Below are 22,540 nucleotides of genomic sequence, written 5' to 3'. Positions count from 1 at the left end.
TCTCTGTCAATCCAAGGGTTGAGGGACTTTCCCGCGGAAGACCCCCAATAATGCAATGCTCGAGCTCGCTTGCCGATCACTGAGCGGCGCTGCCAGACTGTGCCGTTCGGGCAATCGCGCCCGCATTACCCCTCAAAGGAGTTGGCATGTCGATGATGTCGGAGTTCAAAGAATTCGCCATGAAGGGCAGCGTGATGGACCTCGCGATCGGTGTCGTTATCGGTGGCGCCTTCCAGAAAATCGTCGACAGCATGGTGGCCGACATCATCATGCCGATCGTGGGACTGGCGACCGGCGGCGCCGATTTCTCCAACCGGTTTCTGGCGCTCCAGGGTGGCCCGTTCGCAACCCTCGACGAGGCCAAGAAGGCGGGTGTGGCGACCCTGAACTACGGGCTCTTCCTCAATCAAGTCCTGACGTTCCTGATTGTCGCGTTCACCCTGTTTATGGTGATCAAGGGTGTCAACCGGATGCGCCGGAGCGCGCCCGTCAAGGCCTGATCGCCGACCGGGAGCCGATCCTGTCGCCTTACTCCGACGGGATCGGCCCAAGCTCCAGCAGCAGGGCCCCTTTGTCGACGGCCTGCCCAGGGATCGCCAGCACCGCCGTGACCACACCGGCCACCGAAGCCCGCAGCTCGTTCTCCATTTTCATGGCTTCGACCACCACGAGCCCCTGCCCCGCGCTTACCGTGTCCCCGACGACGACCGAGACGCGCACCACGAGGCCAGGCATCGGCGCCAGCAGGGGGGGCGGTCCACTCGTCTCGGCCGCGGCCGCCGTCAGATCGCGGATCGCGCGCGTCCGTTCATCGAGCGCGTCCGCCTCAATCCGCTGACCGTCCACATCGAGCGTCCAGCGCCCCCGCGCCACGCCGCGCCGCGCCATGAGGCGGTGTACCTGATCGCCAACCCGCAGCAGTCGCACCGGCGTCCCTTCGATGGACGTGAGTGACGCCGCCACCGTCTCGCCGTCCACCACCGCCTGCGCGCCGTCGAGTTCCACGATCACACGCTCGCCATTCACATCCACGATGTACTTCATGTCGTCGCCTCCGGGCGCAGCACGCACACGGTCTCCACGTGCGCGGTTTGCGGGAACATGTCGAAACAACGCACCGCGTCGATGCGCCACCCTGGCACGCGCGCAACATCCCGCGCCAGCGTTGCCGGATCACAGCTCACGTACACGATGCCGCGTACACCATCACCCGCCGCCTGCTCCAGCAGCGCCGTTACCCCCACCGCCACGCCCGCGCGCGGTGGATTGAGCACCACGACGTCTGCCGGCAGCGCCGACGACAGCGCCGTTTCCACGAGCGCGGTGATCACCTCGACGCGCTCAGCCAGCCCCGCCTCGACGACCCGACGACGCGTAGCCGCCGTGCCCGAGGGATCGGCTTCGATCGATACCACGTGCGCGCCCTCGCGCGCGAACCGCTCGGTCAGTTCACCGCTACCCGCGTACGCGTCGACGACCCGCTGCGGCGAGAACGACCGAACCGATGCGTCCACAAAGTCGCGCAGGGCCATGGCCACCGTCGGATTCACCTGGGCGAAGGCGAGCGCCTCGCGCGCGTCCGGTTCATAGCGTCCCGCCTCGGATGCCTCGTCCACCAGCGCGTTCCCACCCGACGGCGCCGTCTCGCGTTGTAAGGCGGCGTGCCCAGCTGCCGCCTCCGTCGCCACGTCTCCCGCCAGCCCAATCGCCTCGCCACCACGCGGCACCCACCACACGGCACGAACCGGCGACGACGCGCGGAGCAGGGCCGAGGCCCACTCGGCGCCCCCGCTCCACGTCTGGCCGCCCTGCACGACGACGGCAACGGTTTCCGCACCCGCATCGGCCGACAACAGTCGAAACGAAACGCGGAGAGAAAGATCCATCGGCATCCCGTGCAGTCGCTCACGCATGTCACGCCAGCATTGCACAAGCACCGGATTCGCAATCGGGCACACGTCGAGATTGAACACGCGCGTCGCATCATCGTGCGGATGGAGACCACCCGTCCACCCACGGCCGCGCGGCAACAGCATGAGCGTCAGTCGTCCGCGGTAGCCCCATGATTCGCCGGTCACAAGTTCCGGCAACGCAATCGTGCGCTTCCCGATGCGCGAGAGAGTATCCCGCACGATGTGGCGACGCGCGTCGCGCTGCGTCGCGTCATCGAGATGCTGCAACTGGCAGCCGCCACATCGGTCGCGTTCGTAGTGTACGCACCGCGCGTCGACGCGGTGCGCCGACGGGGTCATGACCTGCAGTACGCGGCCGCGGCCGTGCCGCGCATGCGCCACGTACGCGACCTGCGCCACATCACCCGGTGCCGTACGCGGCACGAAGCACGCCAATCCGTTCGCCCGTCCGACCCCGTCGCCACCCTTGGCGATCCGGTCGATTGTCATCGTGGCGATCTGCTCAACGGCCGACTTCTCCGACAGACGTCGCGCACCGCGACGAGACACGCTCTGTTGCGCCGGGCGGTGCTTCTTCACGAGGACCGTAGCGACTCGCGCCGTCCGACATCGCGCCATGATGGTCCGTGCGTGCTCCGGTTGGCCATCGACGCGTCGGACATGCCGGTGGCGGGCGACGACGGCGTCGCCGCGACGCTGCTCGCGCGCCGGGCTTCGTGCGCGACCAGCGCGGCGGCGATCGCCGCGAGGCGAATCGAGGCGCGATCCGCGGCCGGCGCAGTCAAGGCAGGCAAGTTCTGCTCGAGCCACTGAATACTGATGTCGCCACGCTGAAAATCAGGGTGATCCAACACGCGCAGATGGAAGCCGCGTGACGTCTCGATGCCATCGATCGTGAGCTCGCGCAAAGCCCGGCGCATCCGTGAAATGGCGAGCTCGCGCGTCGGCGCATGCACAATCAGCTTGGCCAGCATCGGGTCGTAGTGCAAGCCAATGTCACTGCCCGACTCGATCCCGCCGTCCCACCGGACCCCCGGCCCGGTCGGCACGTGCAGGTATTCGATGCGACCGGTACTCGGCAGGAATCCATTCGACGGATCCTCACTCGTGATCCGGCATTCCATCGCCCATCCGCGCGGCGCGAAGTCCTTCTGAGCAAACGGCAACGCTTCGCCGGCGGCCACGCGAATCTGCCACTGCACCAGATCGAGCCCCGTCACGAGCTCCGTAACCGGATGCTCCACCTGGATGCGGGTATTCATCTCGAGGAAGTAGTACTGCCCATCCCGATCAAGCAGGAACTCACAAGTGCCCGCATTCACGTAGCCGGCGGCACGCGCTGCCGCCACCGCCGTCGCCCCCATGCGCGCGCGCAGTTCCGGCGACACCGCCACACTCGGGGCCTCCTCGATCATCTTCTGGTGGCGGCGCTGCACCGAGCACTCGCGCTCTCCGAGATGGATGACGTTCCCGTGCGTGTCGGCCAGCACCTGAATCTCCACATGGCGCGGGCCCTCGATGTACTTCTCGATGTACACGGCATCGTCGCCGAAAGCGTTTTGCGCCTCCCGCTTGGCCGACGCCAGCGCATCCGCCAGCTCCGAAGCCGCCCGCACGATGCGCATGCCTTTGCCACCACCGCCCGCGGCAGCCTTCAGCAGCACCGGAAAGCCGAACGTCTCGGCAATGGCAACGGCCTCGTCCGCGTCGCGTACACTCTCCGTGGTACCAGGCACCACCGGAACGCCAGCCGCGATCGCCAGCTGCCGCGCAGCCGTCTTCGAACCCATCGCCTCGATCGCTTCGGCGGGTGGCCCGATGAACACGAGACCGGCCTCGCGCACCGCGCGCGCAAACCAGGCGCGTTCGGAGAGGAAGCCGTAGCCCGGATGGATCGCCTGTGCACCGGTGCGAAGCGCCACTTCGATGAGGCGATCTCCCACGAGATAGCTCTGGCTCGATGGGGGTGGACCCACAAGCACGGCCTCATCAGCCTCGCGCACGTGCGGTGCGTGCGCATCCGCTTCGGAGTACACGGCCACGGTGTGCACCCCAAGTTCTTGGCAGGCCCGGATCACGCGCAACGCGATCTCGCCACGATTGGCGACCAGAATCTTGGTGAACATCGGTGGCATCACAGGGGGAGGTTTCCGTGCTTCTTCGGCGGATTGCGATCGCGCTTGCCGCGCAGCGCATCGAGCGCATCGATCAGGCGCGGTCGCGTGTCACGGGGGTCGATCACGTCGTCCACGTACCCGCGAGCCGCGGCATTGTACGGATTCGCGAACTTCTCGGTGTACTCCGCGACACGGGCATCCATCGCGGCCTGAGGATCACTCGCCTCGGCAATCTCCTTCTTGTACAGGATCTCGACAGCGCCCTTGGGACCCATCACGGCAATCTCGGCCGTGGGCCACGCCACGTTGTAGTCACCGCGGATGTGCTTGGAGCTCATGACGTCGTACGCACCGCCGTACGCCTTGCGCGTGATGACCGTGAGCTTGGGCACCGTCGCTTCACAATACGCATACAGCAGCTTCGCGCCGTGCTTGATGATCCCGCCATGCTCCTGCGTGACACCTGGCAGAAATCCGGGCACGTCTTCAAAGGTGACCAGCGGGATGTTGAAGCAGTCGCAAAAGCGCACGAAACGGGCCGCCTTCAGGGACGCGTTGATGTCGAGCACCCCAGCCAGCACGGCCGGCTGATTGGCCACAATACCAACACTGTAGCCACCGAGATGTGCGAAGCCGACGAGGATGTTGCCGGCGTAGTCCGGCTGCACTTCATAGAACTCGCCGTCGTCTACGATGCGGCCGATGACGTCGTGCATGTCGTACGGCTTGTTCGGATTATCGGGGATCACATCGAGCAGCGACTCGTCTCGCCGATCGCGCGGATCACGACCCGATCCACGTGGCGGGTCCTCCACGTTGTTCGACGGTACGAAACGGAACAGTTCGCGGATCTGCTGCAGGCAGGCCAGCTCCGAGTCGCAGGCAAAATGGGCGACACCGCTGGTGCCGGCATGCGTGTCGGCCCCCCCAAGCTGCTCCATCGTGACGTCTTCATGCGTCACGGTCTTCACGACGTTGGGACCGGTCACGAACATGTAGCTCGTGCCGCGCACCATGTAGATGAAGTCGGTGATCGCCGGCGAGTACACGGCGCCACCGGCACATGGGCCAAGGATCGCCGAGATCTGCGGCACCACGCCAGATGCCATCGTGTTCCGCAGGAAGATGTCGGCATATCCCCCGAGGGAGACGACGCCTTCCTGAATGCGAGCGCCACCCGAGTCGTTCAGGCCGATGACCGGTGCCCCGTTCCTGACCGCGAGATCCATGATCTTGCAGATCTTGGCGGCGTGTGCCTCGGAGAGCGACCCGCCGAACACGGTGAAGTCCTGCGAAAAGACATAGACGAGCCGTCCGTCGATCCGTCCATGCCCCGCGACGACGCCGTCGCCGTAAACCGGCGCTTCGCCATCGGCGAGCGAACGGGACGTGACAAATCGGTCGATCTCGACGAAACTCCCTTCATCGAGGAGGACATCAAGACGCTCGCGGGCGGAGAGCTTGCCCTTCGCGTGCTGAGCGGCGAGGCGATGAGCGCCTCCTCCCTGTTCGGAGGCATCGCGGGCGATCGTCAGCCGTTCCAACTTCTGGCGCATGGTCGAGGACTGTGACATAGGGCGGGAAGCTAGCGCGTGTGCGCCGAAAAACGAGGCGCCACGTTCGTTCCGGGACCCGGGCGCTGGTAGGCCGGGCCGAAGCGTTTCGAATGGGAGATGATCCGGATGCGTCTCTCGAGCCTCAGGCGCGCCCATCCCGATGTTTCCGGCGGAGTCGGGTGTGACGGCCTTCACCTTCCCGCCGTCCATGACCAGTATTCATGTGACTCGTCGACGTGCCGAACGCGCCGGCGTACATCGTTGGAACGCGAATTGCTGTGATGCCGTGCCTGTGTAGCCTTCTCTTGCCGACGCTCTGACCCCTGCCATGTCTGAATTCCTCGATCTCCACGACGATCCGACCGTCCGCCGCGTTCTTTATGTCGGCGCGATCCTGCTGCTTGCCGTTCCCTTCCTCCAGGCGGGATCGCAGCTCTGGCCGCTCCAGCTGAGCAACATCCAATGGCGTTTCGGCGCTGCAAACGCGCTTTCGAGCGTGCTGCTGCTGCCGTACCTCGGACTGTTGGTCCTAGTGCTCATGTCGCGGGCGCTCGAGAGTCGCGTGCTCGCTCGCACTGTTGGTGCGATCTCGGCCTTGCTGACCGTCGGGTTGCTTGGGTCTCTGGCGCTTTTCGTGCTCGACGCCCTGCAGCTCAGGAAGATCGTGAACTCCGCCATGATGAACACGTTCAACACCACGGCGATCCGCGTCGGACTCGTCACGGTGCTCTTCGCGTTGGCGTTCTCGCTGATGGCGCTGGCTTGCTTCAGAGCGCCGCGACGTGGCAATGCTGCGCAGGCCAAGAAGGGGGAGACGAAGGCGGAAGAGGGCCTCGGCCTGATCGTCGGGCGCTGATCGCTCAGGGGCGGCCCGGGCCGCCAGTCGCTGCTCACCGCGCCCACATAACACGAAGGCCCCGGCATCACTGCCGGGGCCTTCGTCGTTCCTCTCACCGCGTACGGCTTACAGCCCGATCTCGTCTTCGGAGCTATGCACCTTGCTCGGCTCCGCCGGCTTGGGCGGCTGCTCTTCCGGGACCGACGTCACGGCCAGCACGATACGGCGGTGGATGGGATCCACCTCCAACACGCGCATCACCAGGTTCATCGTTTCCCACGCAAAGTCGGCCGGGTTGGTGACCGTCCCTTCGGGGTTGAGCTGGCTTACCGGGACGAAGCCTTCGATGTCGTTGCCGAGATCGACGACCACACCCTTGTCCATCAGGCGGACGACCTTGCCCGGCAGCTCGGTGCCGACCGGATAGGTCTCACCGATGCGAAGCCACGGATCTTCCTCAGCCTGCTTGAGGCCGAGCGAGATGCGCTTGTTTTCGCTATCGATGTTGAGGATCACCACGTCCACCGCGTCGCCCTTCTTCACGACTTCCGACGGATGCTGGACGCGCTTGGTCCAGGACATATCGGAGATGTGAATCAGGCCGTCGATGCCCGGCTCGATTTCGACGAAGGCGCCGAATGACGTCAAGTTGCGGACCTTGCCGTTGATACGCGTGCCGACCGGGTACTTGAGCGGCAGAATCACCCACGGATCCTGCTCGGTCTGCTTCATGCCGAGCGAGATCTTCTCCTCGGTCTCGTCGACCTTGAGCACCACCGCCTCGATCGCTTCGCCGATCGACACGATCTTCGACGGGTGGCGAACGTTGCGCGTCCAGCTCATTTCGGAGATGTGGACGAGGCCCTCGATGCCCGGCTCGAGTTCGATGAACGCGCCGTAGTTCGTGATCGACACGACCTTGCCGTTCACGCGGGTGCCGACCGGATACTTGGCCGCCACATCCTTCCACGGATAGCTCTGGAGCTGCTTGAGGCCGAGCGAGATGCGCTCGCGCTCCCAATCGATATCCAGGACCTTGATCTCGAGCTCCATCCCAATCTGGACCATCTCGCTCGGATGCGAGATACGGCCCCACGACATATCGGTGATGTGCAGCAGGCCGTCCACGCCACCGAGATCGATGAATGCACCGAAGTCCGTGATGTTCTTGACGACGCCCTTCCGCACCTGATCCTTCGAGAGCTCCTTCATGAGCTTCTCGCGCTTGCCGGCGCGTTCCTGCTCGAGGATCACTCGACGCGACACCACGATGTTGCGGCGACGCTTGTTGAGCTTGATGATCTTGAATTCGTACTTGTGTCCGAGCAGCTCGTCGATGTTCGGCACGCGACGAAGTGCAATCTGCGAACCCGGCAGGAACGCATCGACGCCCATGAGGTCGACGACCACGCCACCCTTGATCTTCTTGACGAGCGTGCCTTCGACCGGCATGTCGCTCTCGTAGGCCACGCGGATGCGCTCCCACACGCGCATGAAGTCGGCCTTCTTCTTGGACAGGACGACCGAGCCTTCCTGGTCCTCGAGGTGCTCGAGGAGCACTTCGACTTCATCACCGACCTTGAGGTCGGGCATGTCCTTGAACTCTTCGAGCGGGATCGTTCCTTCGGACTTGAAGCCGATATCGAGAACGACCAGGTTCTCGCGAATTTCAAGAACGTGCGCCTTGACGATCTCACCTTCTTCGATCGAGGCGAGCGTGCCGTTGTACAGCTCGAGCATGCGCTCGTACTCGTCGGACGAGAACTCATCTTCTTCGTAGAGTTCCGGGCGACGGTTCGCGAGGGGGCGCAGCTGGCTCTTCTGCAGGTCGCGCTTTTCGCGCGGCGTGAGCTTATTGTGCGCCGGCTCCGCGTCGAGGTCGTCCATGTCCGCGTCGAGGGCAGCGTTCAGCTCGGCGGCGAGCTCGGGGCTCAGTTCAGTGCTCATACTTGTGGGTATCTCCGAATCGCGGAACTGCACTCGCCGCGCCGAGAGGAGGGTGGGACGGATAAATAGCCGGAACCCAGAAACGTAGAGGGATCAAGTCCCTGCGGCAATGGGCGCCCCCGTCCAGTCCGCTGGCTCACCCGTGGTCAATAACCGCCCAGCCGCTCCCTGGTGGCCTTGGCCAACGCGACGATGCGTTCCACCTGCTCTTCCTGCGTCACCGTGGTGGTGTCGATGGTAATCGCGTCCCGCGCCGGAGCGCTCTGGGCCGCGTCGAGGGCATCCCGGGCGACCAGCGCCTCGGTCTCCTCGGCGATCTCGGCGTCGTTCGGTCGGCGTCCGAGTCGCTGGATCAGACGGCGCCGCGCACGCTCCCAGGGATCGGCCACCAAGAACACCTTGAGCGCGGCGTTGGGGAACACCGCGGTTCCGATATCCCGGCCATCGACGACCACATCAGTGGCTGCCCCAGCCGCGCGCACCTGCTCGTTCACCCAGTGTCGTACCGCCACCATCTGGGCCACCCGCGACACCTGACGGGTGACCGGTGCATCGCGCATCGCCTCATCCTGCACGTGGCCGTCAACGAGTGGCAACACCGACCGTTCGGTCAAGCGCCACGCGATTCGATGCGCCTGTGCCAGCACCGTCTCCGGCGTCCATTCTTCGGGAGCGCGGCCCGTGCCGAGGGCCAGGAGGGTGATCGCGCGGTAGAACGCCCCGGAATCGACGTGGTGGACCCCCAGCAGTTCGGCGACCCACTGCGCCGTTGAGCTCTTCCCGCTGGCCGCCGGTCCGTCGATGGCGATGACCAGCGGCCTCCGACCGCTCGGCTCGGCCAACACCGCATCGACACGTTCGGCGGTCGCACCCGTGGCCTGCGCGAGATCGCGCCAGAACGTCGGGTAGGACACCGCCACGCACCCCGGATCATCGATCGTGATCCGGTTCCCGGGGACAGCGCCGAGGATCCCGAAGGCCATGGCCAACCGATGGTCGCCATGCGTCACGACCTGTCCCGACAGCGCTGTTTGCCTTCCCACGATACGCAGCCCATCCGGCAGCTCGTCGGCCTCCACCCCAATGCGTCGCAGATTCTCGACGACGGCCCGGATGCGATCGCTCTCCTTCACCCGCAGTTCGCCGGCCTCGGTGATGCGCGTTTCTCCTAGGGCTCGCGCCGCGACACAGGCGAGCATGGGCAACTCGTCGATACAGCGCGGGATCTCCGCCCCGCCGATCGACGTCGCTCGCAGCGTCGCCGGCGTGACGATGACCGTGCCGATCATCTCCCCCCCGACGGTGCGCTCATCCGACACCTCGATGCGAACACCCATGCGGCGTAGCACGTCGAAGGCCCCGGTTCGCGTGGGATTGAGACACACGTTGTCGAGCCGCAACTCGCCGTCGTCGGCGAGCGCCGCCAGCGCCGCAAAAAAGGTAGCCGACGACGGATCGGACGGCACCACGACATCGACCGCGTGGAGCGTTTGCGCCGGCGGTAGCACGACGCCCTCCGCCGTGACCGTCAGACGGACGCCCCGCGCGAGCAGCATGCGCTCGGTGTGGTCACGAGACCGATGCGGTTCGTCCACGGTCACCCCCGAGCCGGAAGCGAGTCCGGCCAAGAGCAACGCACCCTTGACCTGCGCGCTGGCGTGCGTGTTGACGACGGTGATCGGCGACAGGGGCCTGCCGTACACGCGCATCGGCAATCCCTCGTGTCCGGCCACGCCTTCGAAATCGACGCGGGCGCCCATGGTGGACAGCGGCGAAGCGATCCGGCGCATAGGCCGACGACTGAGGCTGGCGTCGCCCTCGAATCGGGCGACGCACCCATCAAGGCCCGCCACGAGCCCCGCGAGCAGGCGGGTCGTGGTACCACTGTTTCCGCAATCCAGCGCCAACGCCGGCGAATGGAGCGATGCCAATCCACCACCGTTCACGACAAAATCGTCGCTCAACGCAGGGATATCGGCGCCCATAGCCCGCAGCGCACCCGCTGTCGCGTGCACGTCGGCAGACGGCAGGATATCGCGAATGCGTGTGGGTCCGCTCGCCATGGCCGCAAAGATCAGCGCTCGATGACTGATCGACTTGTCACCCGGAGCGCGGATGGTCCCGCGCACCACCAACGACGAGCGGGCGTCGCTCACCGCAGCCACGCCTCGAGGGTCGTGGCTGCGTCGGTCCGATCATCGCGGTACTTCACGATGACCGGCGTCTGGAGCGAGAGTCCCTGTGCTTCGCCGAAGGCAGAAGACACCCGCCGGGCACCCGGCACGACCACCGCGCCTTCCGGAATGATCAGCGGCGTATCCGGCGTGGCGCGAATCACCGTCTCCTTCACGAGGTCGTACACGGGCGTACCGCGCGTGAGAATGACCCCAGCGCCCAGTACCGCCTTGGCGCGCACGACCGTGCCCTCGTACACGCCGCAGTTTCCACCCACGATCACGTCATCCTCGATGATGACCGGTGACGCGTTGATGGGTTCCAGGACGCCACCGATCTGCGCGGCCGCGCTCAGATGCACCCGTTCCCCGATCTGCGCGCACGAGCCGACGAGGGCGTGCGAGTCGACCATGGTCCCCCGACCGACGTAGGCCCCGACGTTGATATACATCGGCGGCATGCAGACGACGTTCGGAGCGAGGTACGCACCGCGCCGGACGGTCGACCCGCCGGGCACGATCCGCACCTGATTTTCCACGCGGAACTCGCGTGTGGGATACGTGTGCTTGTCGAGGAAGTGAAACGGCGCCTGCCCTGGCATCTCCACGACACGACCGATGCGGAACCCCAGCAGGATCGCGCGCTTCACCCACGGGACCGCATGCCACGAACCGTCGGCGTCGCGACGAGCGGCGCGCACATCGCCGCGCTCCAGCAGGGCCAAGGCGTGCTCAAACAGATGCTGCGCATCGGACGGCAGTGCCGCGCCGCCGTCGAGCAGGAGCGGATCGTTGAAGCGCGCTTCGAGGTCGGTCAGCGAAAAGGCCATGAGAGCAACATCGTGTGAAAGTGGTGATGGGCCAACGGGACGCTACGACGCGAGCGCGCCGGCCTGCACGAGTGCGGCGCGCACCAGCGGATGGTGCGTCTCGAGCAGCGATACCAGCGGGAGCCGGAGTTGATCGCGCAGGTGCCCCATCATGGCGAGCATCGCCTTGATGGGGATGGGATTCGACTCGACGAAGGCGGCATGGATGACCGGCGCGAGACGCGCGTCGAGACGCCGCGCCTCAAGGAGATCGCCGCGCCCCATCGCGTCGCAGAGTGCCGTCATCAGGGCCGGCACCGCGTTGGAGACCACCGAGATGACGCCGTCCCCACCATGGGCCATGACACTGAGCGTGAGGCTATCGTCGCCCGAGAGTACCGCGAAGTGGTCGGGACGCTCGCGAATGATTTCCGTGATCTGCGCAAGGTTCCCCGACGCTTCCTTCACCGCCACGAAGCGCGGGTCGACGGCCAGCTCGAGGCAACTGCGCGCCTCGAGATTGATCGCCGTACGCCCGGGCACGTTGTAAATCACGATCGGCAGGTCGCACCCGTCGGCGATGGCGCGAAAGTGCGCGAGCATCGCGCGTTGCGGGGGCTTGTTGTACATCGGCGTCACATGAAGCAGGTGCGTCGCGCCGATGGCCTTCATCTCGATCGAGGTGGCGATCGCGCGCTGCGTATCGTTCGAACCGGCACCGGCAATGACCGGCACACGCCCATTGACCTGCTCGACGGTGATCTCGACGACCCGGCGATGCTCCACCGGGGTCAGCGTGACCGCTTCGCCCGTTGAGCCGCAGGGCACAACCATGTGCACCCCCGCGCCGACCTGCCATTCGACGAGCGCACGGAGGGCGACCTCGTCGACGGAACCGTCGGCCGTGAACGGCGTGCAGAGTGCGGTGCCGCACCCGAAGAGTCGCTGCGCCATCATGGTTCCGCGCTGAAAGGTCAGGAACTCGCCTGGCTCGATGCCAGGACATCACGCATCGTGTACACACCCGGCGCGCGCCCGCCCGCCAGCCAACGGGCTGCGGTGAGCGCGCCATCGGCGAACACCCGTCGATCCCGCGCCTCGTGCACGAACCGGATTTGCTCGAAGGGCGCGTCGAAGATGATCTCATGGGTGCCCGGCACCGACCCTGTTCGCACGCTCGTGATCGGCACCTCGCGTCCGAGCCCCTCCCGCAATCGATCGGCGATCGCAATGCCGGTGCCGGAAGGCGCATCGAGCTTCGCGATATGATGCGTCTCGACCACGTGCGCATCGAAGCCGGACACTGCCCGCGCGCGGCGAGCGGCATCCTCGGCCATCGCGAGAAAGAGCTGCACGCCGAGACTGAAGTTGGGTGACCAGAGCGCGGCGCATTGCGCCGTCCGCGCGGCCGCCTCGACGGACGAAAGCTGCGCCGCCCAGCCAGTCGTCCCAATCACCACCGGACAGCCGACCTGCAACAAGGCGATCGCGTTGGCTACCGATGATTCGGGCGTGGTGAACTCAATGGCCACCTGCGCACCGTGAAGCGCGGCCGCCGTGAGGCCGCCCACCATCTCGGCGGCGTCGAGCCGTGCGACCACCTCGCATCCACGCTCCGGCGCCAGCGCATCGATAGTCCGCCCCATACGCCCCATGCCGATCAACGCTACCCGAACGGGTCTATCGCCAGCGGCCGCGTGGGTCATGAGGCGTGCTCGAAGAAGGCGGCATGCAGCCGCTGCATGGCTGGCACAACCTGCTCGTCGTCGATGACCAGCGTGAAGTTGATGCCGGTCGCGCTGAGTGAAGCCATGTACACGGGAATGGGACCAAGGGCGATCAGCGCCTCGGCGATGGCCCGACTGCCGTCGGCGATGCCCGCGCCCACAATGGCCACGACACCGCTTCGCCGCTCGACAGCGACGTCACCGAATGCGGCCAGGTCCTGCAGGATCGCCGCGAGGTTGGTGGCGTCGTCAAGCGTGACCGACACCGAGACCTCGGACGTCGTGACGACGTCGACCGAGGTACGATGCGTCTCGAAGACCTCGAACACGCGCCGCAAAAAACCCGGCGCGAGGAGCATGCGCGACGAGCGCAGCTTCACGAGCGTGGTGTGGCGCTTACCGGCGATCGCGCGCACGGGGAGACGCGGCGCATCGAACGCGATCATCGTCCCCTTTCCGTCCGGCTTGCGCGAATTGAAAATGAAAACCGGGATGCCCCGCTGCACCGCCGGTGCGATCGTGGCTGGATGCAGGACCTTCGCGCCAAATGCCGCCAGTTCCGCCGCTTCGTCGAAGCTGATCCGCTCGATCAGCAGCGCACCCGGTATCACGCGCGGATCGGCGGTGAGCATGCCGTCGACGTCCGTCCAGATTTCAATGGCGGAGGCCTCGATGGCCGCTCCGATGAGTGAAGCCGTGTAATCCGATCCGCCCCGGCCAAGCGTGGTCGTCACCCGCCCGGGCGCCGAGCCGACAAAGCCCCCCATCACGGGAATCTTTCCCTGTTGCAGCAGGGGCAAGAGGTGCTCTTGCGAGGCGAGCGCAATCGCTTCGACGTCGGGTTCGGCGCGCGTGAAGAAATCGTTCGTCTTCATGACATCGCGCGCATCCACCCAAACGGCGGGATAGCCACGATGCCGGAACGCCGCGGCAACGATCTGCGAGGAGAGAAGCTCGCCCAGCGCAGCGACGGTGTCGAGTGAGCGCGGCGTAAGGTACCCGAGCGTCCGGAACGCTTCGGCGAGATGGGCCAACTCGTCAAAGCTCGCACTGATCTCCAGCGCGAGTTCCTCAGCTTCCGACGACCCGTCGAGGAGGGCCTTCACTTCCCGTAGGTGCCGATCGCGCAGTTGCTCGACCAACTGCAGCGCCGCGAGCAGCTCGCCGCCCGCCGCCTTTTGCGCGAGGTCGAGCAACACGTTCGTCGCGCCGCCGAGTGCCGAGACGACCACCACCGGATCGCTGGCCTGCTTGCTGATGATGACGTCGACCAGACGACTGATCGCGGCGGCGTCGGCTACCGAGGTACCGCCGAACTTGGCAACGATCACGACGCAGTCAACCCGTCGAGCTGACCAGTGGCCACCAGCAGTTCGGCGTTAAGGATAGAACCACCGGCGGCCCCACGCACGACGTTGTGCGACAGGGCAACCAGACGCAGATCGAAGAGATTATCCGCGCGAACGCGACCGATGGTTACCGCCATGCCGTTCCCGGCGTTCACATCGCGACGCGCTTGCGGCCGATCCTGCTCGTCACGCACGATCAGGGGCGGCACCGGCGCCGACGGCAACCCTTGCACGGCAGCGAATCCCGTCCACGTCTGCAGCGTCGCGAGCGCCTCCTCCGGCGTCGGTGCGCGCTCGAACGCCACCGACAGGCAGACGGTGTGGCCGTGTTCGACCGCGACGCGATTGGCGTGTGCGCTCGTCACGATCGGCGCGGGAACGATCATCTCGCCATCGTAGGTGCCCAGCAACTTCGCGAGTTCGGTCTCGATCTTGGGCTCTTCGTCACCGATGTACGGGATCACGTTGCCGAGGATGTCAAGCGACGGGACACCGGGATAACCGGCCCCTGATACTGCCTGCAGCGTCGTGATGAATACCTTGCGGACACCGAAGGCGTGGTGAAGCGGGGCGAGTGCCATCGCAGCGACGGTCACGGCGCAGTTCGCGTTCGTGACGATACCCCCAGGCCATCCTCGGTTCGCCCGCTGTTGTGTGAGCAAGGCGAGGTGATCCCCGTTCACCTCGGGAATCACGAGCGGCACATCGGATTCCATCCGGTAGTTCTTCGCGTTGCTGAGCACCAGCCGTCCAGCGCCCGCGAAAGCGGCCTCGACCTCCCCAGCCACCGACGAGTCAAGCGCGGAAAAAACGATCGGGGCCTTCACCTTGTCCGGCGTGCACGCCAACACCTCGAGTTCGGCCACCGCCGACGGCAGCGTCCCTTCGAGCCACCGCGTCGCGGACGCGTACCGTTTGCCCGCGCTGCGCTCAGAGGCGGCCACTTCGACGAGGTCGAACCACGGATGGCCTTCGAGCAGGCGGATGAAGGCCTGGCCAACGGCACCGGTCGCGCCGAGGACGGCGACCGGCCAGCGTGTCACGGGTCTGGTCATGCGAGCAGGGTGCGAACGATGCGTTCGTAGGCGCCGACCGACGCCTCGAGTTCCACCACATCGACGTATTCGATGGGTGTATGAGCGACGTGAATCGAGCCAGGGCCGAAGAGCAGCGGCGTCCCCCAGCGATCGAGCAGCGGGATGTCGCTGGTGTACGCAACGGGGACCACCTCGAAGCCGTTGAGCACGTGGAAATACTGGGCGGGGATGTGCGAGCCCCAGATCAACTCGGCGCGCGAGCCCGCCCACTCGCTGAAGGCCTGCTTCACCGGCGCGACATCGCCGACGAGTCGAATCATGATCTCGGCCTCCGCGAGTCCCGGGACGATATTCGCCTCGGTACCGGCCCGAAGCACGCCGATGTTGTACGTGGTCTCGCCAAGAACGGGATCGGCTGGGAGTACGAGATCGCGCAGTTGCGGAAGCAGCTCCAGCAGCGGATCGAGCGCGCTGCTGCCGAGATGTGCATACGCCGAATGCGCCTCGCGACCGCGCACCCGCACAATCACGCGCTGCGCGCCCTTGCAACCGGATGCCAGCTTGCTCTCGGTCGGCTCTCCGTTCACCAGGAACCTGCTGGTTGCCGGCAGGCGGTTGGCCGCGCGCGCACCCGGCGAGCCCTTCTCCTCGCCCACCACGAAGAGCAGATCGACGCGCTCCTCGCCGACGTCGGCTAATCGTTGCGCGGCAATCATCATCGCCGCGGCGATCCCCTTCGCGTCGGACGACCCGCGCCCGTACAGCCGATTCCCTTCGAGACGCGGCGGCACGTAGGGCGGGACCGTATCGAGGTGTGTGGACAGTGTCACCCCGCCTCCCCGGCGGGTCGCCCACACGTTCGACCGACCTGGCTCGACCTCCTGAAGCGACACGTTCCAGCCGCGCTCGACAAGCCAGCGCGCGGCGAAGTCGACCGCGTCCCGTTCGCGGCCGGTAGTGGATTCGACAGAGAGGAGTTCGGTTGCGAGCGCGACGACGTCGGACATGGGTGAAACATACAAGCGCCGCCCCCAGCCTCCTACTGCATAAACGCCGCGATCGTGTTCGAGAGCGTTGCGTCATCCATGACGTCGTCCCAGCCCGGAGCGACCAGCGCGATCACGCGTTCCGCACCCGAGTTGCACTCGATCGCCACGGAATCGGCCGGAAGCGCCGCGGCCGCGCCACGTTGTTCGGCCGGTACTTCCGGCAACTCCAGGCAGATCCATGTAGTACCGCGCGGGTCGCGCACTGTTCGCATCTGGGCTCCAGGCCACTGGGAGGACTCGGTGTTCGCGCGGTGCGCGCGCGAGCAGCAACGCGCCCTGCGAGTGAATGACGACGACAACATACCCGGAGCGGGACTCGAACCCGCACGCCCTTGCGAGCAGGAGATTTTAAGTCTCACGCGTCTACCGGTTTCGCCATCCGGGTATCGCGTCGTCGTCGGCTCAGTATCGCAGTGCGCCCGTACGCAGCAGAGCTTAGCGCGCCCCGGCCTCCAACGCAAAACGGGAGCGCCGACGCGCTCCCGTTTGCGAAACCACCGCACCGCCTCTTCTCGGCATTAGAGCGGGAAACGGGACTCGAACCCGCGACCCCAACCTTGGCAAGGTTGTGCTCTACCAACTGAGCTATTCCCGCGCACAGCGGACTTTAGCAGGATCGGGTGAGCCGGACAAGCCGCCCGAGAGAATCACGCGCGAAGTCCGAGAGCGTGTGCGGCGTACCAGACCGTGTGAGCGAGCAACCCAGCCAATGCGGCGTCACCGCCGTTGCCGGTCGCCCTACCCTCGGCATCCACAAACTCAGCCGCGATCCCGTTATCCAGAGGAGCACGCCGAAGCCAGGCGAGCACGTCCTGCGCCTCCGGGCCCAGCAGGCGGGCGATCTGCGGCATCAGCGCCGACATGGACGCGTCCGGCGCAGCCCCCTCGGCACGCAGCGCGCGCACTGAGCGCCGGTACAGCGAATCATCCCGGTCGAGCGCCTCGTACAGCGGCAGCCACAGGAGCGACCCGACGGCATCGTCGTCCAGCGACGCATTGCCGGCCAGGTCGACTGCGACCGCCAACCGCGCCTTCTCCCCGCGATCGACCGCGAAATGGCGGCGGATCGCCGCTCGAACAGCGGCCGGATCTTCAACGCTGCCCGCTGCCTCTTCATCAAGCGTGCGACGGAACACATCGAGGGCGAGCGCGACGACGGCGTTGCCGTGCAGCGTGAAGGGGTACTGGGCCGGCGCACCCGACGGCATCACCTCGGTCGAATACAATGGAACCCGCTCATCCCGACGGGCCGCAATATCTTCCGACGCGAGATACAACGTGTCCGCGACGACGGGATCCTCGACGATCTGATCGTCCTCCGAATCGCGGATGTAGCGGTCGGTCGCGATGGCAAACGCCGCCGGCCCCTCGATGGTGAAGCCGGGCTGGAACAGCGTGCCATCGATGTAGTGCACCCCCTGTCCGGGCGCGTAGCCGTGCAGCTCGCACGCACGTACGAGAAGTTCGCGCGCGAGGCTGGTGTCCGCCAACTGTACCGCGGGCAGTGTCCACATCAACGCTTCCCAATCGCGCACCGTGCACCCCATCGAATGCCAGGGGGCTCGTGACCGCACGAGGTAATAGTGGGCATCGTCCAGTGCACGTCCCACGCCGTAAAAATAGGCGAACAACAGATTCCGGTTCACGATGCGATCCATTACGTCGCTTCCGGTAGTCTGCTCGAGCGCCGACAGGGCCTCGCGGGTTGCCGTCAGCAGCGCGCGCCAGCCGCGGCGGCGCAATACAGCGACCGTCGCTTGCGCGCCATCGCGTTCCGGTCCGACCGCGAGATAGAATGCGATCTGGACGGCGCCATTCGCCGGGACGACGACCGCGCGACGGATGGCGAAGGACCTCGCGTCGCGCGCCCCCCCGTCGGGAACTTCCAGCGTGGCCGGGCCGTCGCTCCCGATTGCGACCGCCGCGAGCCCCGGAATGGCAGTGCCTTCAAGTAGCAGCACGTCATCGGGACCGACGCTCACCAAGTGGTCGTCGTCGAAAGGGCGCGGAGTCCGCACGCGCTGCTGGCGATGCCCCAGCGCGCCCTCGAGAGCAATCTCTAGACTGATATCGGTCGCCCCGCGATTCTCGACCGCAAAGGTATAGACCGCGCCCGCCATATCGGCATCACGCCCGTAGGGCGCGAAAATGGTGCCGCGCACCACCAGTGAACCGATCGTGCAGGTGAAAGTGGGCAACCACCCCACGGCCCGCTCCCACGCGATGCCCTCGGCCGCCAGGACGCGCACGTTTCCATCCACACGAAACACCGGTCCCATCAGGGGGGTACCCTGCCCCGACATGAAGTCCGGCGAACCGGCGAACTCGATCGCGGCGCGGGCCCCTCGATGCAGTACCCCGAGCGCGTGAATCGCACCGTCCGTCGGGTTGATGCACGGCAGGGTCAGCCAGTGGTTGCCGGTGAGTTGCCACGGGGTGGACGGAAGATGCACAGCACGCTCTTGAGTGACGGGACGAGGGGGATTCGTTGACGCCCTCTCTGATGGGGGCTAATCTAGCCGGTTCGGCGCACGACGCTCTCCTCCGAAGCCTGACGCCGGTATCGGTCAGGAACGGCCTGCTTCACCTTGCACATGACAACCGCCTTGGCCTTTCAACGATTGCCGTCCGTGCAGCGTCGTACCGGTTCGCTCCGTACCGTGTTCGCCTTCGGCTGTGCGCTGCTGGCGGGGGTGGCCGCTCCGCCGGACGCGGCACAGGCGCAGACCGTGGCGGGCTTGGGTGACGACGCCATTCCCCTGCCCAAAGGTGCCAAGAGGTTCCTGATCGCCGGGTTGTGGAACGACTGGGATGCCGTGTACACCCCTTCCGCGAACGGTGGTTCGAATCGCCGGCCGCTCCTTGCCGCGCTGGCCACGTCGCAAGCCGGGGTCGCGATTTTTCCACAACTTGAGTCTGCCGAGGCCGGCGTCCGGACGCTGACGGGTCGGTCCACCTTTTCACTGTCGCTGGGCGCGCTCGACGCGGCGGGCGAGGTGCGCCAGAGTATCGCCCCGCTCGGTGTGAGCTTGGGCCTGACGCGCCGCCTCTCGCTTCGGCTGCTGGTGCCGTACGTCGAGTCCCGTGATGTGACGCAATTGCTGCTGAATCGAGTCGGCTCGACGGCCAATGTCGGTATGAATCCGGCATACGTCGCCGGTACCGGCGTCGCGGCACGATCCACGAACGGAATAATCCTCGCGCAGCTCGACCTCGCGCGTACGCAGTTGGCCGCCGAGATCACGAGGTGTGCCTCGGCGACCGCCATCGGCTGCGAAGCGATCCGTGGTAATCCCGCCGGCGCCCAAGCCCTCGTACTGCGCGCCGCGACCACCCGCACCGCCATTGCCGCGGTTTACGGCACGGCGACGAACGGCGGCGCGCCGGTCGTCCCGATCGAGAACGGGAGCGCTCAGACGGCGGTGCGTGCGACCATTGCGACCCTTCGCTCCGACTTCGCGGCCTTCGGGGTCACTGCGATCGCGCAAGGCGCCGCACCAGCGGGGGCGACCACCGTGTATGGTCCCGGTGGCATGTCGCGAATCGTCAGCGACACGGCCTGGAAGCTCGGCTACGATCGCCTCGGCAACACGCGGCGGGCGGGCATCGGCGATATCGATCTGACCGCGTCCTATCTGCTTTTCGACAGCTTTCAGGCCGACCAAGTGCGACGACTGCTCACGCCGGCGCGCGGTGTGCGCAGCATGCTGACCGCCGGCTGGCGCTTCGGTACGGCCGGAGCCGATCGCGCCGATGACCCGTTCGATGTGCCAATCGGCGACGGCGCCAATGCCCTGCTGGTGCGCAGCACGACCGACCTCGTGTTGACCCGATCGGTGTGGATGAGCGCCACGATTCGTGCGGTGAAGCCGATCTCCGATGAGGTCGTCGTCGCGCTGCCGTACCGGAACGCGGTGAACGCGTTTGAGGCTGTGACCGCGGGTAAGGCGGTGCGATCGCTCGGCAATCGGGTCGAACTCGAGCTCGCACCACGCCTGTCGTTCGGACAGTTCTTCGGTGTCTCCGCCGCGTATCTCGTTCGCCATTGGGGAGCTGATCGATACGCGGTCGTCGATGCTGCCGCGAGTGCGGGGCAGCAAACGGATGGCGGTACTGCGTCGCGTACCATGCACGCGGCGGCGTTCGGTGCGAGCTTCTCAACGCTCGCGAGCTATGTGCGCGGTCGATCCCGCTTCCCGGCTGAAGTCATCTACTCGCACACCATGCCGGTGACCGGATCCGGCGCGACCGTTCCGTCGGCAACCAGCGACCGGCTCGAACTGCGCGTTTATACCGGTTTTCCGCGGCGCTGACGCACTGGGGCCGCACCCAGTGGTTCGCGATCCTCGCTGTCTCCACGTTCCAGCAGTTCCCGCGCGTGTGCCCGGCTGACTTCGCGGTCGGCGTCGCCACCGAGCATGCGCGCAATCTCGATCACTCGCACCTCATCGTGCACGATGGTCGTATCCGCTGTCGTGACGGTACCGATCGCGCTCTTCCGCACGACCACGTGATGATGGGCGCGGGCGGCGATCTGCGCGAGATGTGAGATGGCGAGGACCTGATGGTGCGTGGCCACCCGGCGCATCAGTGCACCAACTTGCCATGCCACGGCTCCACCGATGCCGGCATCGACTTCGTCGAACACGAGTGTTGGTACTTGCTGCAGTCGCGCCAGCACCGTGCTCAGCGCCAGCATCACGCGCGCCAGTTCTCCCCCCGATGCCAGACGCCCGAGCGGACGTGGCTCGCTGCCGGCGTTCAGCGCCGCCACAAAGCTGACCTGCTCCGCCCCGAACGCACTGACGTGGTCGAGCGGCGTGAGCACGACGTGAAGACGCCCCTCCGGCATCCCCAGCTCGGGCAGGAGCTGCGTGACCGCGCGGGCAAGCTGTTGAGCGCCCGATTGCCGGCGGCGCGAAAGCTCGGCCGCCGCTTCGGCGAGGGCACCATCGGCGACCGCGCGCGCGTCAGCAATGGCAGCCAGATCGAGCGCGCCGCCATCAACGAGCTCGAGTTCCGCCTGGGCCTGCGAGCCGGTGTCGATGACGTCCTGGAGGGTGGGCCCATGCTTTCGCATGAGCGACAGCAGCTGATCACGACGCCGCTCCAGCGTGCGCAGCCGCGACGGATCCGCCTCGATCGCTTCCGCGTAGCTCTCTAGCTCACGGACGAGCTCATCGAGGGCGTATACCGCCGCATCGAAGCCGACCTGCCAACGACCGGTGTCAGGATCGATCCGCTCGAGTGAGACGAGCGCACGACGCACACCCGCGAGTCGCGTCAGTGCGGCGCGCTCATCACCCGAGATCGCCGTCGCCGCCTGCGCCGCGAGCGTCTGCAACTCCTCAGCATGCGACAGACGGCGGATCTCGCCATCGAGCGCTTCGTCTTCCCCAGCAACCGGATTCGCGTCGGCGATCTCGCTCGCGACGAAGCGCAGGTAGTCCGCACGTTTCGCCGCATCCTGGCGGCGCGCCTCGAGTTCGCGCTCACGCGCGCGAAGGGCGCTCAATTGCGCGAACGCGTCGGCTACGCGGGCACGGAGCTCCATCGCCCCAGTGAACGCGTCGAGGACATCGCGCTGATGTTCACCGTCGACCAGCTGTCGCGAATCGTGCTGCCCGAGCACGCTCACCAACCGCGATCCGACCTCGGCCAGCACGGCCGCCGTGACCGGAGCACCATTGATCCACGCCCGCGAGCGGCCGTTGCTGCCGATTTCGCGCTTGAGCACCAGCGTTTCGTCATCGGCGTCGATTCCACGCTCATCGAGCATCGCCCGCAGCCCCGGCATGGCGCCGGGTTCAAACACGCCTTCAACCGTGGCCTTCTCAGCCCCACTGCGCACGCGATCGGCCGCGGCGCGCTCCCCGAGCAGCATGCCCAGCGCACCGACGATCAGCGATTTGCCGGCGCCGGTTTCGCCGGTCAGCACGTTGAGCCCCGCCGCGAGGGGCAACGCGACCGTATCAATGACAGCCACATTGCGAATGCGGAGCTCGACGAGCATGCGCTATCTCC

The 22,540-nt window shown here is 66.3% G+C and carries 17 protein-coding genes, 2 tRNA genes and 1 pseudogene; 3 read left to right on the top strand and 17 right to left on the bottom strand.

The features are described from left to right. Window positions 1-152: 152 nt before the first annotated feature. A pseudogene (gene mscL / locus ACIRA7_RS00690) lies at window positions 153-494 on the top strand (large conductance mechanosensitive channel protein MscL); the annotation flags it as partial. A gap of 34 nt (window positions 495-528) precedes the next feature. Here the strand turns inward: mscL and ACIRA7_RS00685 are convergent. From ACIRA7_RS00685 to ACIRA7_RS00670, 4 genes are read right to left on the bottom strand one after another with little or no spacing between them, the layout of a single operon-like run. Further along, window positions 529-1,044 (bottom strand): biotin/lipoyl-containing protein, encoded by a 516-nt coding sequence (locus ACIRA7_RS00685; protein WP_396218863.1) that lies wholly within the window; start codon window positions 1,042-1,044, stop codon window positions 529-531. After that, window positions 1,041-2,462 (bottom strand): class I SAM-dependent RNA methyltransferase, encoded by a 1,422-nt coding sequence (locus ACIRA7_RS00680; RefSeq protein WP_396218862.1) that lies wholly within the window; start codon window positions 2,460-2,462, stop codon window positions 1,041-1,043. The genes ACIRA7_RS00685 and ACIRA7_RS00680 overlap by 4 nt, the downstream gene beginning before the upstream one ends. A gap of 26 nt (window positions 2,463-2,488) precedes the next feature. Further along, on the bottom strand, window positions 2,489-4,039 hold the full coding sequence (gene accC, locus ACIRA7_RS00675) for an acetyl-CoA carboxylase biotin carboxylase subunit (RefSeq protein ID WP_396218861.1): 1,551 nt from the start codon (window positions 4,037-4,039) through the stop codon (window positions 2,489-2,491). Window positions 4,040-4,047: 8 nt separating this feature from the next. Then, window positions 4,048-5,586 carry an acyl-CoA carboxylase subunit beta gene (locus tag ACIRA7_RS00670; RefSeq protein ID WP_396218877.1) on the bottom strand — a complete coding sequence of 513 codons (1,539 nt, stop codon included), beginning with the start codon at window positions 5,584-5,586 and terminating at the stop codon, window positions 4,048-4,050. 328 nt (window positions 5,587-5,914) lie between these two features. Here ACIRA7_RS00670 and ACIRA7_RS00665 point away from each other — a divergent pair, with 328 nt between their 5' ends. After that, window positions 5,915-6,442: a hypothetical protein gene (locus ACIRA7_RS00665; RefSeq protein ID WP_396218860.1), complete on the top strand. Its 528-nt coding sequence runs from the start codon at window positions 5,915-5,917 to the stop codon at window positions 6,440-6,442. A 108-nt stretch (window positions 6,443-6,550) separates the two neighbouring features. Here ACIRA7_RS00665 and ACIRA7_RS00660 read toward each other — a convergent pair whose 3' ends face one another. The 12 genes from ACIRA7_RS00660 to ACIRA7_RS00605 all read right to left on the bottom strand — a co-directional run bounded on the left by ACIRA7_RS00660 (window position 6,551) and on the right by ACIRA7_RS00605 (window position 18,765). Continuing rightward, a complete protein-coding gene (locus ACIRA7_RS00660) occupies window positions 6,551-8,371 on the bottom strand; it encodes a 30S ribosomal protein S1 (RefSeq protein WP_396218859.1) in 1,821 nt (606 codons plus the stop codon). A 146-nt stretch (window positions 8,372-8,517) separates the two neighbouring features. Beyond that, window positions 8,518-10,527 (bottom strand): 3-phosphoshikimate 1-carboxyvinyltransferase, encoded by a 2,010-nt coding sequence (gene aroA, locus ACIRA7_RS00655; RefSeq protein ID WP_396218858.1) that lies wholly within the window; start codon window positions 10,525-10,527, stop codon window positions 8,518-8,520. Further along, on the bottom strand, window positions 10,524-11,375 hold the full coding sequence (locus tag ACIRA7_RS00650) for a 2,3,4,5-tetrahydropyridine-2,6-dicarboxylate N-succinyltransferase (RefSeq protein WP_396218857.1): 852 nt from the start codon (window positions 11,373-11,375) through the stop codon (window positions 10,524-10,526). Before ACIRA7_RS00650 ends, aroA begins: the two co-directional genes overlap by 4 nt. Window positions 11,376-11,417: 42 nt before the next feature. After that, a complete protein-coding gene (dapA, locus tag ACIRA7_RS00645; protein WP_396218856.1) occupies window positions 11,418-12,311 on the bottom strand; it encodes a 4-hydroxy-tetrahydrodipicolinate synthase in 894 nt (297 codons plus the stop codon). 17 nt (window positions 12,312-12,328) lie between these two features. After that, window positions 12,329-13,060, bottom strand: coding sequence for a 4-hydroxy-tetrahydrodipicolinate reductase (locus ACIRA7_RS00640; protein ID WP_396218855.1), 732 nt, complete (start codon window positions 13,058-13,060; stop codon window positions 12,329-12,331). Next, a complete protein-coding gene (gene lysC, locus ACIRA7_RS00635) occupies window positions 13,057-14,412 on the bottom strand; it encodes a lysine-sensitive aspartokinase 3 (protein ID WP_396218854.1) in 1,356 nt (451 codons plus the stop codon). The genes ACIRA7_RS00640 and lysC overlap by 4 nt, the downstream gene beginning before the upstream one ends. Further along, entirely contained in the window at window positions 14,409-15,485 is a 1,077-nt protein-coding gene (gene asd / locus ACIRA7_RS00630) for an aspartate-semialdehyde dehydrogenase (RefSeq protein WP_396218853.1), read from the bottom strand. Before asd ends, lysC begins: the two co-directional genes overlap by 4 nt. Next, window positions 15,482-16,474, bottom strand: a complete 993-nt coding sequence (locus ACIRA7_RS00625) for a M20/M25/M40 family metallo-hydrolase (protein ID WP_396218852.1) — start codon at window positions 16,472-16,474, stop codon at window positions 15,482-15,484. The genes asd and ACIRA7_RS00625 overlap by 4 nt, the downstream gene beginning before the upstream one ends. 32 nt (window positions 16,475-16,506) lie before the next feature. Continuing rightward, entirely contained in the window at window positions 16,507-16,728 is a 222-nt protein-coding gene (locus ACIRA7_RS00620) for a hypothetical protein (protein ID WP_396218851.1), read from the bottom strand. Between the two features lie 89 nt (window positions 16,729-16,817). After that, window positions 16,818-16,901: transfer RNA gene (locus tag ACIRA7_RS00615), tRNA-Leu, on the bottom strand. 137 nt (window positions 16,902-17,038) lie between these two features. Next, window positions 17,039-17,111 (bottom strand) — tRNA-Gly (locus ACIRA7_RS00610). 52 nt (window positions 17,112-17,163) lie between these two features. Continuing rightward, the gene (locus tag ACIRA7_RS00605) at window positions 17,164-18,765 is read right to left on the bottom strand and encodes a hypothetical protein (RefSeq protein WP_396218850.1); all 1,602 of its coding nucleotides are present in this window, start codon (window positions 18,763-18,765) and stop codon (window positions 17,164-17,166) included. A 345-nt stretch (window positions 18,766-19,110) separates the two neighbouring features. On the opposite strand from ACIRA7_RS00605, the gene ACIRA7_RS00600 reads away from it, so the two are divergent. Next, window positions 19,111-20,829, top strand: a complete 1,719-nt coding sequence (locus tag ACIRA7_RS00600) for a hypothetical protein (RefSeq protein WP_396218849.1) — start codon at window positions 19,111-19,113, stop codon at window positions 20,827-20,829. Here ACIRA7_RS00600 and recN read toward each other — a convergent pair. Continuing rightward, window positions 20,805-22,529, bottom strand: coding sequence for a DNA repair protein RecN (gene recN, locus ACIRA7_RS00595; RefSeq protein WP_396218848.1), 1,725 nt, complete (start codon window positions 22,527-22,529; stop codon window positions 20,805-20,807). The two genes, ACIRA7_RS00600 and recN, sit on opposite strands and share 25 nt — an antisense overlap. Between the last annotated feature and the right edge of the window lie 11 nt (window positions 22,530-22,540).

It is taken from the genome of Gemmatimonas sp., assembly GCF_044376735.1.
GTDB lineage: Bacteria > Gemmatimonadota > Gemmatimonadetes > Gemmatimonadales > Gemmatimonadaceae > Gemmatimonas.
The sequence above is the reverse complement of the archived record's forward strand: the minus strand, read 5'-3'. Positions and strand labels throughout refer to the sequence as shown.